General features: G+C 33.3%; 14 protein-coding genes and 1 pseudogene. 6 read left to right on the top strand and 9 right to left on the bottom strand.

All coding sequences use genetic code 11. The features are described 5' to 3' along the window. Together B3J44_RS14440 and B3J44_RS14435 are read right to left on the bottom strand one after the other, a co-directional pair. Nucleotides 1-386 (bottom strand): annotated as a pseudogene (locus B3J44_RS14440) (Glu/Leu/Phe/Val dehydrogenase dimerization domain-containing protein); the annotation flags it as partial. Between the two features lie 144 nt (nucleotides 387-530). Beyond that, nucleotides 531-1,106 carry a chalcone isomerase family protein gene (locus B3J44_RS14435; RefSeq protein ID WP_198857830.1) on the bottom strand — a complete coding sequence of 192 codons (576 nt, stop codon included), beginning with the start codon at nucleotides 1,104-1,106 and terminating at the stop codon, nucleotides 531-533. Nucleotides 1,107-1,601: 495 nt separating this feature from the next. Between B3J44_RS14435 and B3J44_RS14430 the strand changes: the two genes are divergently transcribed. The 5 genes from B3J44_RS14430 (at nucleotide 1,602) to B3J44_RS14410 (ending at nucleotide 5,837) form a co-directional block, all read left to right on the top strand. Further along, nucleotides 1,602-2,744, top strand: a complete 1,143-nt coding sequence (locus B3J44_RS14430) for an acyl-CoA dehydrogenase (RefSeq protein ID WP_286969180.1) — start codon at nucleotides 1,602-1,604, stop codon at nucleotides 2,742-2,744. Nucleotides 2,745-2,882: 138 nt separating this feature from the next. Next, on the top strand, nucleotides 2,883-3,860 hold the full coding sequence (locus tag B3J44_RS14425) for a M20/M25/M40 family metallo-hydrolase (protein ID WP_286969178.1): 978 nt from the start codon (nucleotides 2,883-2,885) through the stop codon (nucleotides 3,858-3,860). Nucleotides 3,861-3,895: 35 nt separating this feature from the next. Then, nucleotides 3,896-4,573: an SDR family NAD(P)-dependent oxidoreductase gene (locus B3J44_RS14420; protein ID WP_286969176.1), complete on the top strand. Its 678-nt coding sequence runs from the start codon at nucleotides 3,896-3,898 to the stop codon at nucleotides 4,571-4,573. Nucleotides 4,574-4,682: 109 nt separating this feature from the next. Next, nucleotides 4,683-5,282 carry a SprT-like domain-containing protein gene (locus tag B3J44_RS14415; RefSeq protein WP_286969175.1) on the top strand — a complete coding sequence of 200 codons (600 nt, stop codon included), beginning with the start codon at nucleotides 4,683-4,685 and terminating at the stop codon, nucleotides 5,280-5,282. 18 nt (nucleotides 5,283-5,300) lie between these two features. Beyond that, entirely contained in the window at nucleotides 5,301-5,837 is a 537-nt protein-coding gene (locus B3J44_RS14410; protein ID WP_198857824.1) for a hypothetical protein, read from the top strand. Nucleotides 5,838-5,908: 71 nt separating this feature from the next. Here B3J44_RS14410 and B3J44_RS14405 read toward each other — a convergent pair whose 3' ends face one another. From B3J44_RS14405 to gcvP, 6 genes are all read right to left on the bottom strand, one after another. Next, nucleotides 5,909-6,670 (bottom strand): ABC transporter ATP-binding protein, encoded by a 762-nt coding sequence (locus tag B3J44_RS14405; RefSeq protein WP_198857823.1) that lies wholly within the window; start codon nucleotides 6,668-6,670, stop codon nucleotides 5,909-5,911. Beyond that, nucleotides 6,670-7,416, bottom strand: coding sequence for an MlaE family ABC transporter permease (locus B3J44_RS14400; RefSeq protein ID WP_198857822.1), 747 nt, complete (start codon nucleotides 7,414-7,416; stop codon nucleotides 6,670-6,672). The genes B3J44_RS14405 and B3J44_RS14400 overlap by 1 nt, the downstream gene beginning before the upstream one ends. 79 nt (nucleotides 7,417-7,495) lie before the next feature. Further along, nucleotides 7,496-8,344 (bottom strand): glycosyltransferase, encoded by an 849-nt coding sequence (locus B3J44_RS14395; protein ID WP_286969174.1) that lies wholly within the window; start codon nucleotides 8,342-8,344, stop codon nucleotides 7,496-7,498. A gap of 73 nt (nucleotides 8,345-8,417) precedes the next feature. After that, entirely contained in the window at nucleotides 8,418-8,945 is a 528-nt protein-coding gene (locus tag B3J44_RS14390) for a methyltransferase (protein WP_286969173.1), read from the bottom strand. Nucleotides 8,946-9,086: 141 nt separating this feature from the next. After that, complete coding sequence (locus B3J44_RS14385; protein WP_286969172.1) at nucleotides 9,087-10,145, bottom strand: 3-oxoacyl-ACP synthase III family protein; 1,059 nt, start codon at nucleotides 10,143-10,145, stop codon at nucleotides 9,087-9,089. A gap of 414 nt (nucleotides 10,146-10,559) precedes the next feature. Beyond that, entirely contained in the window at nucleotides 10,560-13,409 is a 2,850-nt protein-coding gene (gcvP, locus tag B3J44_RS14380) for an aminomethyl-transferring glycine dehydrogenase (RefSeq protein WP_286969171.1), read from the bottom strand. Between the two features lie 196 nt (nucleotides 13,410-13,605). On the opposite strand from gcvP, the gene B3J44_RS14375 reads away from it, so the two are divergent. Next, nucleotides 13,606-14,418: a hypothetical protein gene (locus B3J44_RS14375; protein ID WP_286969169.1), complete on the top strand. Its 813-nt coding sequence runs from the start codon at nucleotides 13,606-13,608 to the stop codon at nucleotides 14,416-14,418. Nucleotides 14,419-14,702: 284 nt separating this feature from the next. Here the strand turns inward: B3J44_RS14375 and B3J44_RS14370 are convergent, their stop codons facing one another. Beyond that, nucleotides 14,703-15,098: a DUF1090 family protein gene (locus tag B3J44_RS14370; RefSeq protein WP_286969168.1), complete on the bottom strand. Its 396-nt coding sequence runs from the start codon at nucleotides 15,096-15,098 to the stop codon at nucleotides 14,703-14,705. Between the last annotated feature and the right edge of the window lie 159 nt (nucleotides 15,099-15,257).

Genomic DNA, 15,257 nt, shown 5'->3' with positions numbered 1-15,257 from the left:
CATTCTTCTGTCATTGGAATTACTTCGTGAATCTCATCAACATTCAAATCTCCTCCAGTTCCGTAGTAACTTTTTAACAAAGGAGAAACGGCTTTGTACCAACGCTGCAAAACACCTTTTTTGCGAGGATCGTTTGGGTCAAAGTTAATTCCAGATTTAGCTCCTCCAATTGCAGGACCAGAAACTGAGAATTTAACTTCCATAGTTTTAGCCAAAGACAAAACTTCATTCATGTCTAGGCCTTTTCTCATTCTTGTTCCTCCACCCGCAGCTCCTCCACGAAGTGAATTAATAACAGTCCACCCTTCGGCTTCTGTTTCTGAATCTTTCCAATTGAAAACAATTTCAGGTGCTTTGTTTTCAAATTGTTGTAATAAATCTTTCATTTTGTTGTGATATGTTTATTTTGCGTAAATGTATAAAATAGAATAATGCGAATAATGTATTTTGCATCAAATTTATAAAACAAAAAAGAAAAGCCGTCCCGAAATTTTTCGGGACGGCTTTTTGAATATTCAGAAAATTAAGAATTATTGTCCTAATAAATGTTTTTTCAAAGTTTCGTCTACTGGTTTGTCAGAAAGCCAGATTCCGAATAATGCTTTTTTGAAATCGAATCCAGGAATTTTTCCTTTCAAAACTTCGTTTTTAGAAACGTAAACATTTTGGTCTAATGGGTTGTATGCTAAAATGAAAACATCTTTTTCTGTAATGGCATCGCTTAAGAAACTTTTTAACTGCTCAATTCTAGGACGTAATTGTTCAAGATTTGCACCTGCAGATTTTTCAAAACCTGTGTTCATTGCTTTTGTCAGTTTGTTTGAAGAAACCATAGAAGAAGTAATTTCGATTCTAACTGCCATTTCAGTATCACTATCAATAATGAATTGAGGATCCTGCGCTAATTGAGATAAATACAATGCCTGTACATAAACTTCCAACCACATTTTTGATCTTCCACCAGCACCGTTAAGTTGTAAAGTCTTACCCAGAAAATCTATTTTTCTAGGAACTGTTACGCCATTAACATCGATTTGAGTTTGTGCCGAAACAGTAGAAAATTGTAAGCTTAAGAGGAATGTTAGTAATAGTAAAATCTTTTTCATGTTCTATCAATTATTTATTTTTTGGTCAAAAATAATGTTAATTTATTAATATTTGGTTCATTTTTAATATGTTTTTTTTCTGTAAAATTTACATTTAATTTTTGTATTACATTAAAAATCAATTTAGTAAGACTAGTTTTACGTAGATTTACGTGTTTTAAGAATTGTTTAATGAAAGAGCGGTAAAAAGTCATCAAAAATGTTCGTTTTTACATGCTTTAAAAAGAAAAAAAGACTTTTAAATTTTAAAAGAATTGTTGCGAGATTAATGCTCATTTGGAGAAAAAGCTAAATAATTACGAAAACGTTATCGTTATCTTTGCTGATCTATTAATTTTATATGCGTGCATTGTAAATTACACTTTTAAAAAGTATCTTTGGAAGCCTTTGCTTTAAAAAAAAGGCTTCGAAAAAACACAAAAAACATAAAAAAACTATCAACTAAAGAAATCTGTTTTGAAATCTGGTTGAGAAAAACATTTAAAGTAAACTACTATGGATTTTAATCTTACCGAAGAACATTTAATGATTCAGCAGGCAGCAAGAGATTTTGCTCAAAATGAATTATTGCCGGGAGTTATTGAACGAGACGAAAAACAAATTTTTCCAACTGAGCAAATCAAAAAAATGGGTGAGCTTGGATTTATGGGAATGATGGTTGATCCTAAATACGGAGGAAGCGGTCTTGACGCTATTTCTTATGTTATTGCAATGGAAGAAATTTCTAAAATAGATGCTTCTGCTTCTGTTGTTATGTCAGTAAACAATTCATTAGTTTGCTGGGGATTACAAGAATATGGTACTGAAGAGCAAAAACAAAAATACTTGCCAGGTTTAGCTTCTGGAGAAATTCATGGAGCATTCTGTTTAAGTGAACCTGAAGCAGGAAGTGATGCTACTTCGCAAAAAACTACTGCAATTGATATGGGAGACCATTATTTAGTGAACGGTACCAAAAACTGGATTACTAACGGAAACACAGCTTCTGTTTATTTAGTAATTGCACAAACTCATCCAGAATTAAAGCATAAAGGAATCAATGCTTTGATTATGACGAAAGATATGCCAGGTTTCTCAGTTGGCCCGAAAGAACAAAAAATGGGAATTCGTGGTTCTGATACACATTCTTTAATGTTTTCTGATGTTAAAGTTCCAAAAGAAAACAGAATCGGAGAAGATGGTTTCGGATTTAAATTTGCTATGAAAACTCTTGCGGGAGGAAGAATCGGAATTGCTTCTCAAGCGTTAGGAATTGCTTCTGGAGCTTACGAAATGGCTTTGAAATATTCTAAAGAGCGTAAAGCTTTTGGAACAGAAATTTGCAATCATCAGGCAATTGCTTTTAAATTGGCTGATATGGCTGTAAACATCGAAGCGGCGCGTCATTTATGTATGAAAGCAGCTTGGGATAAAGACAATCATAAAAATTACGACGTGAGCGGTGCAATGGCAAAATTATTTGCTTCGCAAGTTGCAATGGATACTTCAGTTGAAGCTGTTCAAATTCACGGAGGAAACGGATACGTGAAAGAATACCACGTAGAGCGTTTAATGCGTGATGCTAAAATCACTCAGATCTACGAAGGAACTTCTGAAATTCAAAAAATTGTAATTTCTAGAGCAGTTATTGCAGGATAAATAAATTTCAAAATAAATTTTAAAACCCTTTCAGCTTTTAGTTTGAAAGGGTTTTTTTATGAATATTCTATTATTTTTCATAAGTTTATAGTCCAATTAAATTTTTACTTTCAATCAGCAATTAAAAGCACAAAACTCATGAGAAAATTATACTTATTACTTCCGTTTATATTTTTAGCGTGTAAATCAGGAACTTCAACTACAAATGATAAAGAGGCAAAATCAGATTCAAAACCAATAACAGTTAACTATGAGGTAAAAGAATCTGAAATATCAGATTTTCTAAAGTATCTTTCTTCTGATGAAATGGAAGGACGTGAAACTGGAACTAAAGGAATTGAAAAAGCGGCAGTTTTTTTGGAAGACTTTTTAAAGAAAAATAAAATCAAACCGTATTTTAAAACTTATCGTGATACTTTGACAAATTTCGAAAAGCCAGCGTTTAATATTGTTGGAGTTATTGAGGGAACAGATCCTGAACTAAAAAAAGAATTTGTTGTTTTGAGCGCGCATTACGATCATATTGGTATTGAGCAAAAAGATCAGGCTGATAAAATTAATAATGGTGCCAATGATGATGCTTCGGGTGTAACTTCTGTGGCAGCGATGGCGAAATATTTTAGTAAAACTAAAGCCAACAAGCGCAGTATATTAATTGTCTTTTTTGCTGGAGAAGAAAAAGGGTTGTTAGGTTCTAAAAGTTTAGTGGAGAAATTGAAAAAGCAAAATTTCAATCTTTACACGCAATTAAATATCGAGATGATTGGTGTTCCGATGAAAAGAGATTTTTTAGCTTACATAACTGGTTTTGATAAATCGAATATGGCGCAAAAAATAAATGAGTACACTGGAAAAAACACCATCGGATTTTTACCAAAAGAAGCAGAGTATAAGCTGTTTTATAGATCTGATAATTATTCGTTTTTTCAGGCTTTCGGAAAACCATGTCAATCTCTAAGTACTTTTGATTTTGAAAATTTTGATTATTATCATCATGTTTCAGATGAATTTAAATTAATGGATATTCCACACATCACGGCGTTCACACAAGAATTATTGCCCGCAGTAACCAAAATTGCTGTTTCGCCAACTCAAGAAATAACCATGAACAAATAAGAGGCTGTTTTACAGCATTTGATTATTTTTGCGATATGAAAAATATTATCGTTACAGGAACAAGCAGAGGAATTGGTTACGAATTAGCCTTAAAATTTGCTGAAGCTGGCCATCAGGTTTTGGCCATTTCTAGAAAAATACCACAAGCACTTATAGAACATCAAAACGTAACTTGTCTGTCTGTTGATTTGGCAGATGAAAATGCTTTGGGACAGGTTGAAAATTTTCTTTCTTCGACATGGAAAAAAGTAGATGCAGTAGTTCATAATGCGGGTGCTTTGCTTTTAAAACCTTTTGAGCAAACTACACAAGCAGATTTTGAAAATATTTATAAAGTGAATGTTTTTGCTGTTGCGAATCTAACTCGTATTTGTATTCCGTATTTAGAAAAAGGAAGTCACGTAGTTACGATTAGTTCGATTGGTGGAGTTCGCGGAAGTTTGAAATTCGCAGGATTAGCCGCTTATAGTTCGAGCAAAGGCGCTGTAATTACTTTGACTGAATTATTAGCCGAAGAATATAAAGAAAAAGGAATTTCATTTAATGTTTTGGCTTTGGGTTCTGTTCAAACAGAAATGCTTAATGAAGCTTTTCCTGGATATCAAGCACCAATTTCAGCAGAGGGAATGGCAACATATATTTATGATTTTACATTAAATGGAAATAAGTATTTTAACGGAAAAGTATTGGAGGTTTCATCAACGAATCCGTAATTAATTATAAATTATCAGGCTGAGCGAAGTCGAAGTCTTTGTTCTTTTAACCAATCGAAAAACTCATAACTCAAAACTCATAACTCAAAACTCATAATTCATAATTAAATTGAGCGATACTTTAGCGAAATATATTCCAGAACATGCAGTAAAACCTGTTTTTGATTTGATAGTGGCCAATCAGGTTCATTTGAAAATTGTAAACGAACGCCAAACGCGTCACGGAGATTATAGACGCGGACCAAGTGGAAAACATGAAATTACGGTTAATGCAAGTTTGAATAAATATCGGTTTTTAATTACGCTAATTCATGAGATTGCACATTTAGTTGCTTTTGAAAAATTTGGACGAAATATAAAACCGCATGGAAATGAGTGGAAATTTACTTTTCAGCGATTGATGGTTCCGTTTATTCGGCCGGAAATATTTCCTGGACAAATATTGCCTTTGTTGGCAAGACATTTCAAAAATCCTTCAGCAAGTAGTGACACCGATACCACTTTGTCTTTGGCTTTAAAACAATATGACAAGGATAATGATAAGAACTATGTTTTTGAAATTCCGTATGGAAGTGTTTTTAGGATTAAAAACGGAAAGATTTTCAAGAAACTGGCCGTTCGTACCAAACGTTTTGAATGCATCGAAATAAGCTCAGGGAAAACATATCTTTTTAATCCGAATGCGGAAGTGGAACTAATCAATGTTTAGTAAAAAATTAAATGAATAATGAATAAAATAATACTAAATGACAATTTTGAGTTTAAGCAAAAAGCAATACTCTTAGTGCCAACATTTTTTTTCTTATATTTTTCATGTGTAGGTTTGCAAACACTCATTAATCACAAAATAAAAGATTTAAATGTTGCCTTTTTTATTATGTTATTTGTTTTTTCAATGATTGGAATATCCTTATTGGTTTTGACATTTTCTAAAGTTGGGTTTAAAGTTCAAGATAATGAACTTTATAGGATATTGTCTTTTTTAGATTTCAATTTCTATTCAAAAAAGATAAATGCAAAAGGGAATAAAATATTCTCTATTTTATATAAAAAAGCATTTCAGCGAAATGAGTACTTAAGCGCTGGAGGTGCAGATGTGAGCTATAATTTTGCTGTTCAAGATTTTGTTTTTTTAAACGAAAATCATTTAGAAAAGGAATCAATAGTTAAGTTGAATTCACAGAAACACTCAGAGGAGCTAAAATTATTTTTAGAGGAATCTGGTAAATTAAAGTTTGAAATTTATTCACCTAACTTTAAATAAAAAGAAATCCCAAATTTCAAAGTTTACAATAACTGGAATTTGGGATTTTTTTATTTAAATTTTGAAAGCTTTTAGCCTTTCAAATAGGCTTCTCTTACTTTTTTGAAAAGGTTTGAAGAATAAACAAACTTTACAATGTCTTTGTTGTCAGTTCTAAAGATTTCCTCTTTAGTTCCTTGCCAAGCTTTAAGACCTTTCTTTAAGAAAACAATATTCTCACCAATCTCCATTACAGAGTTCATATCGTGAGTATTAATTACGGTTGTAATGTTGTATTCTTTTGTGATTTCCTGAATTAAGTTGTCAATCAAAGTCGAAGTATTTGGATCTAGACCAGAGTTAGGTTCGTCACAAAACAAATATTTCGGATTGTTTACAATAGCACGTGCAATAGCCACACGTTTTTGCATACCTCCAGAAATCTCAGAAGGTAATTTTTTGTGAGCGTCAACAAGATTTACTCTTTCTAAAACAAAGTCAACTCTTTCTTTAATTTGTGCTTTGCTATTATTGGTGAACATTTTTAGCGGGAAAGCTACATTTTCTTCAACAGTCATCGAGTCAAATAAAGCACTTCCTTGAAATACCATTCCGATTTCGGTTCTCAAGTCACGTTTTTCGTCTTTGTCCAAATCAGAATAAACTCTTCCGTCAAATTCAATTGTTCCTGAATCTGGCGTATGAATTCCTAATAATGTTTTTAATAAAACTGTTTTTCCAGATCCACTTTGTCCAATAATCAAGTTGGTTTTTCCTGTTTCAAATATTGTTGAAACGCCTTTTAAAACTTTGCTATCGCCAAATGATTTTTCTATATTTTTTACTTCTATCATTATCCTAATAATAATTGAGTTAATATATAATTAAAAAGAATGATACAAACAGAAGTCCATACGAATGATGTTGTACTTGCCTTACCAACTTCTAATGCACCACCTTTCATATAATATCCGTGAAAAGATGGAATTGTTGCCAATAACATGGCAAAGATTAAAGTTTTAATAAAGGCATAAGTAATATGGAACGGTATGAAATCTTTTTGAGCTCCCATTATAAAATCGGCACCAGTTGAAAATCCTCCATAAGCACAAGCCATCCATCCACCAAAAATTCCTAAAAACATACTAATCCCGATTACGAAAGGGTACATTAGTAAAGCGATTATTTTTGGAAAAACAAGATAGTTTACAGAGTTAACTCCCATAACCTCTAAAGCATCAATTTGTTCTGTAACGCGCATTGTTCCAATACTTGAAGTAATATATGATCCCATTTTTCCGGCCATAATTACCGAAATAAAAGTAGGGGCAAACTCCAAGATTACAGATTGGCGTGTAGCAAAACCTATTAAATATTTTGGGATTAAAGGGTTAGTTAAGTTTAACGCTGTTTGAATGGCAACAACTCCTCCGATGAAAAAAGAGATAAAGCAAACAATTCCAAGTGAATCAATAATAAGATCATCGATTTCTTTTAGAATTAGGTTTTTCATAACAGGCCATTTAGTCTGTTTATTGAAAATTTCCTTCAGCATTAAAAAATATTTCCCGATTTGGGATAAATAACGGATTAGCATCATAATTTTTAAATATTGGCTAAATTAAGGATTAGTTTACAGTTTACCGTTTCGGCTTGGCAGTTTTTTAATTTTTTTAAGATTAAAAAAGCTTTTGTTTCATTTTCTGGAAACGATAATTTCTAATAAATTTAGCTTGTTCTGGTGTTACTAATAAAGGAGTTTTGGCTTTTTTCGCTTTCCAAAAACCTCTAATGTAATCTAGAAATAGAAAAGGTTTTTTCTTCATCATTGCCAATTTTGCAGAAGCAATTGCAGTGATCCAAAAACCATATCCTAAAGTATAAAAAGCTTCGCCTTGTTTATAACGAGCAGTTTTGTTATAATTTGCACCAGTTGGTTTTAAGTGTTTTACATGTAAAGATTCGTCTGTAACAATTTTCCAATCGTAATACTTGCAAAGCAATTCGTCCACAGTGTCCCAACCCATTGCAGGACGTAAACCTCCAATCTGCTGAAAAGTTGCTGCGCGGTATGCTTTTAAAGCACCGCGAATATGGTCTTTATCGGTAAGGTTTTCCAAAATCCATTCGCCATTTTTATCTATGTAGCAGAATCCGCCAGCCATTCCAACCCTTGGATCTGATTTGAAATGTTTGATAATGGTTTCAAAATAATTTGGAGGAAAAATTAAATCGCCGTCAATTTTTACAATAATGTCGTAATCAGAATCTAAAGTTTCAAAACCTTTTTGAAAAGCTTGAATCACTTTACTCCCCGGCATATGAATTGCATCTGAAGTTTTATTTACAACAGAGATGTACGGATTCTCTTTTGCAAAACCCAATACAACTTCTTCTGTTTTATCAGTCGAATTGTCATTTACAACCACAACTTTTGAAGGCAAAACAGTTTGTGAAACCAATGATTGTAAAGTAAGACCAATAAGATCTTGTTCGTTGTGTGCGGGAATGACGATGTAATATTTCATATAAAAATTTTAGATTTTAAATTTTAGATTTTAGATTGGTTTTTCCGCTTTTTAAAATCATAAATCAAAAATCTTAGATCTTAACTTTTTCAGCTACAACAATATAATATCTTGGAGTGAAGTATCTTAATAAAGGTCTTAAACCAAACTTTTTTACTGGATGTGTAAATTGTAATCGGTCGGTTATTTTCCAGCCTGTTTTTTCTAAAAGCCAATCTAATTGCCAATCTTCAAATTCATGGTAATGTCTGTCCCACATATCTGTCTTAGAACGATATGCTGGCGAAAACCATAAGCGTAACGGAATTGAAATTAGTAATTTATCACATTTTACATTTTGCAAAATGGTATATGGATTTAGTAAATGTTCGAAAATCTCAAATGCAGTAAAAACAGTATATTCTTCTGTTTGTAGCGCCGTATGATTGTTGTCTAAATCTTCGCCTTTTGTATTTTTTACAGTGTATCCATTTTCTTCCATTATTTTAGAGAACGGATTTGGAACTCCAAAATCAAAAATAGTTTCTGATGTGCTAACGTGCTTTTGTAAAAACTCTAAGGTAAGTTTGAATCTTTTATTCGGAAACGTTTTTTCGTACATAGTTATTGCGAACGAACAATCTCTCGTTCTTGATTTTAATTAGGTCGCAAATATACTAAAAAAGTCCGCACCTTATAGTGCGGACTTTTTTAGTTTTCAGTCTCAATCAGAGTTTTCAGTCTATGAAACTGAAAAAAGCGACTAGTATCGGTAAACAAAAGCATTAATGTTCATTCCTGCTCCAACCGAAGCAAAAATAAGAACGTCGCCTTTGTTGATTTCGTGATTTTCTATTTTTCCTTGTAAAATCAAATCGTATAAAGTAGGAACAGTAGCAACACTACTGTTTCCTAAATCATGAATACTCATTGGCATAATATCTTTTGGAGGCGTTTTATCGTAAAGTTTGTAGAAACGTTCGATAATTGCTTCGTCCATTTTTTCGTTTGCTTGATGAATCAGGATTTTTTTGACTTCGTCAATTGAAATACCGCTTTTATCTAAGCAACTTTTCATGGCGCACGGAACATTGCTTAAAGCAAATTCGTAGATTTTACGTCCGTACATTTTGATGTATTTGATGTCTGGATCTAAATCTGGATTATAAGATTTTCCGAAGTAAAGGTAATTGGCTTCATCATTGGCGAAAGTGGCGCTCTCATAAGATAGTAATCCAGTTTCATCTGTTGATGCTTCTAAAATTGAAACTCCAGCTCCGTCAGAGTAAATCATAGAGTCACGATCATGATCATCAACAACTCTAGATAGAGTCTCGGCTCCAATTACCATAACCCTTTTTGCCATTCCAGATTTGATAAAAGCGTTCGCTTGCAATACGCCTTCAATCCATCCAGGACACCCAAAAAGAATATCGTAAGCCACACATTTAGGATTTTTGATTCCTAATTTGTTTTTCACTCGAGTTGCTAAACTTGGCAAAACATCTGTTTGATGCGTTCCTGTTTTTACATCACCAAAATTATGGGCGAAAATAATATAGTCTAGAGTTTCGGCATCTATTCCTGCATTTGCAATTGCTTTTTGTGCAGCAAAAAAAGCTAAATCAGAAGCATTATATTGAGGTTCGGCATAACGACGGTTTTGGATTCCAGTGATGCCTTTAAATTTTTTAATTACAACTTCATTCGGATAACCAAAAGGAGTTCCATCCTCATTTAAAAAAACATGTTTATCAAAATCTGTGTTTTTTACTTCTAGATTAGGAATATAGCTCCCAATACCAATAATTTTTATTTTCATTTTTTCCCTTAATTATCCGATAAATTTATTGCTAATGTATAAATAATATTATGATAACTATCATAAAAAATAGTATGCATGCATATAATTATGAAAAAACGATTTTTAGGTTGATATATTGTTTTTTTTCTAATGATTTTTTAATATTTCCTAGATTTCAAACGATTGAAATAGTTTTTAGGACTGATTTTTTTTTCGGTGTAATGTTTATTTTATTGAAATAATTTCACAAAAGATTAGCAGAAAGTTATGTTTCTTTAAATCAGATTTCTTCTTTAGTCTTTTGTTTGAAGAAAGTTTAAAGTTTCAGGTTTAAAGTAGCAATCATAAACTGAAACTTAAAATCCAAAACAAAAAATAAACCCGACAGGTTTTTGAAATCTGTCGGGTTTGGATATTTATAAAAGCTAATTCTTAGCTTTCCATGTAAGCTTCAATAGGAGCACAGCTACAAACTAAATTTCTATCGCCATAAGCATCATCAACACGACGAACAGATGGCCAGAATTTATTATCTGCAATGTAATCTAATGGGTAAGCTGCTGTTTCTCTTGAATAAGGGAAATCCCAAGCGTCAGAAGTTAACATTGCTAATGTATGAGGTGCATTTTTCAATACATTGTTTTTATCATCAGCAGTTGCAGCTTCGATTTCTTTTCTGATTGAAATAAGTGCATCACAGAAACGATCTAACTCGGCTAAATCTTCAGATTCTGTTGGTTCGATCATTAAAGTTCCAGCCACTGGGAAAGAAACCGTTGGAGCGTGGAAACCGTAATCCATTAAACGTTTTGCGATATCACCAACTTCGATTCCGTTTTCTTTAAATGCACGGCAATCTAAAATCATTTCGTGAGCCGCTCTTCCGCATTCTCCAGTATAAAGAATTGGGTAGTGACCTTCGAAACGAGATTTCATATAGTTCGCATTCAAGATTGCGTGCTCTGTAGCACTTTTTAATCCTTCAGCACCCATCATTGTAATGTAACCGTAAGAAATTAAACATACTAAAGCAGATCCGTAAGGAGCAGATGAAATTGCGGTAATTGCTTGTTCGCCACCTACTTTTAAGATTGGGTTTGTTGGCAAGAACGGAACTAATTTTTCGTTCACACAAATTGGTCCAACTCCAGGTCCACCACCACCGTGAGGAATAGCGAATGTTTTGTGTAAGTTTAAGTGACAAACGTCAGCGCCAATTGTAGCAGGATTTGTTAATCCAACTTGCGCGTTCATGTTTGCACCATCCATATATACTAAACCACCATTATCGTGGATTAATTTTGTAATTTCAATAATTGAAGATTCGAAAACTCCGTGAGTAGAAGGATACGTTACCATTAAACAAGATAAATCATCTTTGTGTTCAATCGCTTTTTCTCTTAAATCTTCTACGTCAATATTTCCTTCTGGAGTCGTTTTAGTAACAATGATTTTCATTCCCGCCATCGCTGCCGAAGCAGGATTGGTTCCGTGAGCCGATGATGGAATTAAACATACATTACGGTGACCTTCGTTTCTTGACATGTGGTAAGCACGAATCGCCATTAAACCTGCATATTCTCCTTGAGCTCCTGAGTTTGGCTGTAATGTTGTTCCAGCAAAACCAGTAATTACATTTAATTGCTGTTCTAATTTTTTAAGCATTGTAATGTAACCTTCAGCTTGCTCAACTGGTGCAAACGGGTGAATGCTGTTCCAGTTTGGCATTGAAAGAGGCAACATTTCTGAAGCTGCATTTAATTTCATTGTACAAGAACCTAATGAAATCATAGAATGATTTAACGATAAATCTTTACGCTCTAATTTTTTGATGTAACGCATCAATTGGCTTTCTGAATGATGATTGTTGAAAACATCATGAGTTAAGAAAGATGAAGTTCTTTCTAATGAAGCTGGTAATTGACTAGCTTCAGTTAATTCAGAAACCGTAACAGTTTCTTTTCCTAAAGCTTCAGCAAAAATCGCAATGATTTGGTTGATGTCGGCAATAGAAGTCGTTTCGTTTAATGAAATCGAAACTGAGTTAGCATCAGGATAGAAGAAGTTTACTTCGTTTTTCTCAGCAATAGCTTTTACTTTTTGAGCATCTGCTTTTACCAAAATAGTATCAAAATAAGCTGAGTTAATTTGAGAAACTCCAATTTTATTTAAGGCTTCAGCAGTAGTAACCGCCGATGCATGAACTTTATTTGCAATGTATTTTAAACCTTCTGGTCCGTGGTAAACCGCGTACATTCCAGCCATAACTGCCAATAAAACCTGAGCAGTACAAATATTTGAAGTCGCTTTTTCACGTTTGATGTGCTGCTCGCGAGTTCCTAAAGCCATACGTAAAGCGCGGTTTCCATTTGTATCAACAGAAACTCCAATAATACGACCCGGCATAGAGCGTTTGTATTCGTCTTTAGTTGCAAAGTAAGCTGCGTGAGGACCACCGTAACCCATTGGTACACCAAAACGTTGAGTAGTTCCAACCACAACTGCTGCACCCATTTCTCCCGGAGAAGTTAAAGCGGCTAATGATAAAATATCAGCAGCAAAGGCAACTTTAATTTCGTTTTCTTTTGCTTTAGCAACAAAAGCACTGTAATCGTTTACTTGCCCATATTTTCCTGGATATTGTAAAATTGCTCCAAAAAACTCATTTGAAAAATCAAATGTTTCGTGGTTTCCAACAACTAATTCAATTCCAATTGGAGTCGAACGTGTTTGAAGTACAGATAAAGTCTGAGGTAAAATTTCTTCAGAAACGAAGAATTTATGAGTATTGTTTTTCTTTTGATCTCTTGTACGAACATCAAATAATAAAGCCATAGCTTCTGCAGCTGCAGTACCTTCATCTAATAAAGATGCATTGGCAATTTCCATTCCAGTTAATTCAATAACTGTAGTTTGAAAATTTAAAATAGCTTCCAAACGACCTTGAGCAATTTCTGCTTGGTAAGGTGTGTAAGCTGTATACCATCCTGGGTTTTCAAAGATGTTTCTTTGAATTGGAGCAGGAACAATAGTTGGGTGATAACCCAATCCAATATAAGATTTGAATACTTTGTTTTTTCTTCCTAATTCTTGAATGTGATTTGCAAATTCGTACTCGGTCATCGCAGGATCTAAATTCAAAGGTGCTTTTAAACGAATGTCATCTGGAAGGGTTTCATAAACAAGTCGCTCGATTGAGTCAACTCCAATAGTTTTCAGCATATGCTGAAGATCAGTTTCTCTTGGACCAATGTGTCTTAAAGCAAAAGCATCTGTTTTCATGTAGCTATCTAAGTTTTTTTAATTAATGTGCTCGTACACCATTTTATGGTACGAATCACATTTAAAAGTAAATGTGTTGTTTTTTTGTGGCGCAAAATTAAGTATTATTACTAATTTAATAGGTATTTTTAACTTCATTTTTTATCAAATTTATAATCAAAGACTTGGTTTGTTAATAAAATATTAGATTTGGGGTATGATAGTATCAAAACGCATCTTAGATTTTTATCTAAATAGCAGTATTCATGTGGCTTTATCTTGTTACGCCCTTGTGCGAATTACGTTTCATGTATTTCATATTCAATATGATGAGCCGATGGCACTTTTTGTTTTTTTTGGCACAATTGTAGGATATAATTTCGTAAAATATGATGCGCTGGTTCGCGTAAAGAAAAATCAAATAGGAACGCAGCTAAAAATTATAGCCGTTTTGAGTTTTATTTCGCTGATTTTGGTTGGATATTATTTTTTTCATTTAAAGCGAATTACACAAATTGTTTCTGTTGGAATTTTTGCCATAACTGCACTTTATACATTACCGTTTTTTCCAAATAGAAAAAATGCCCGAAACTGGGCGGGCGTAAAAATTTACATTGTAGCGCTTTGTTGGGTTGGTGCAACTTTGGTTTTGCCTCTCATAAATGCCGAAATTTCGTTTACAACAGATTTCTTTATCAAATGTATTCAGCGATTTATATTGGTTTTTGTGTTGATTTTGGTTTTTGAGATTCTGGATCTAGCAAACGATGATCCGCACCTACAAACCGTTCCGCAGACAATTGGCGTTAAGAAAACCAAACTTTTAGGATTTCTATTATTGATTCCGTTTTGGTTTTTAGAAGTATTTATTTCAACATTCAATTATCACGATGCGATTATAAATCTTATCATGGTTATTATGCTGATGTTGTTTATTGCATTTGCCAATCCAAATCGCTCTAAATATTACACTTCCTTTTGGGTAGAAAGTGTACCGATTTTTTGGTGGCTGATGATTCTTTTTCTATAAAAATATTTAGGGCGTGCCCCCGATAATACAAGCGGGCATAATTACTTTGCGATTATTCGCCCGCCTGCATTATCGGGGTCGGGCTATCCGCGCTACTTCGGTAGCCAGCTACTATCCCTCACGCAAAACGTAAAACGAGAAGATGCGTTTTCAAAATTTAGCACTTTCATTAATAGATAAATATTGCCAATGATTTCAGTCCTTAGAACAGGTTCCTCATACAACGTTTCCCGCGGTTGAAACCGCGGGCTATGTTTAAAATCTGCTAAATCTGCGAGATAAAATTATTTGGTTTTCTGCTCCGCCAAAGCTTTATTTAAATCAGCTTTCGCTTCATTTAGTTTTTTCCTTTTTTTGTCGATTTTTTCTTTGCTTTCATTGTCTTTAATCGCTTCATTCAAATCAGCAGTTCTTTCGTTTACTTCTTGCTGTTTTTCTTTTACTTTTTTGTCAAGATCTTTGTTTACTGTTTTAGTAGTGCAGTTTTTCTTGGTTTGCGAAATAGCCTCTTCAATACCTTTTATCTGATTTTGATTTCCAGCTTTTTTCGCGGCAGTTAGTTTTGTGTTTAATTCACATAATTTTCTTTCGCATCCTTTTAAAGTGGTGCAATTACTTTGAGAAAATCCAACAAAAGAAATGGTAAAAAGAAGTATAGTTAATATCGTTTTCAATTTCATAAGTATATTTTTTGATTTGTAATTAATTCGTTTTAAGAATAATACTTATAAAGTTAAGCAATTTATATTAAAAGAGTTTTTCTGAAATGGCTCTGAGGTTTATTGTTGTCAATAATTTAAGTTTACTTTTTCCACAATCTTGTCATTTCGACGAAGGAG

Source organism: Flavobacterium sp. UBA4854 (assembly GCF_002399805.1).
Taxonomy (GTDB): Bacteria; Bacteroidota; Bacteroidia; order Flavobacteriales; family Flavobacteriaceae; genus Flavobacterium; species Flavobacterium ginsengisoli.
This window is presented reverse-complemented; position numbering and strand designations above follow the sequence as displayed.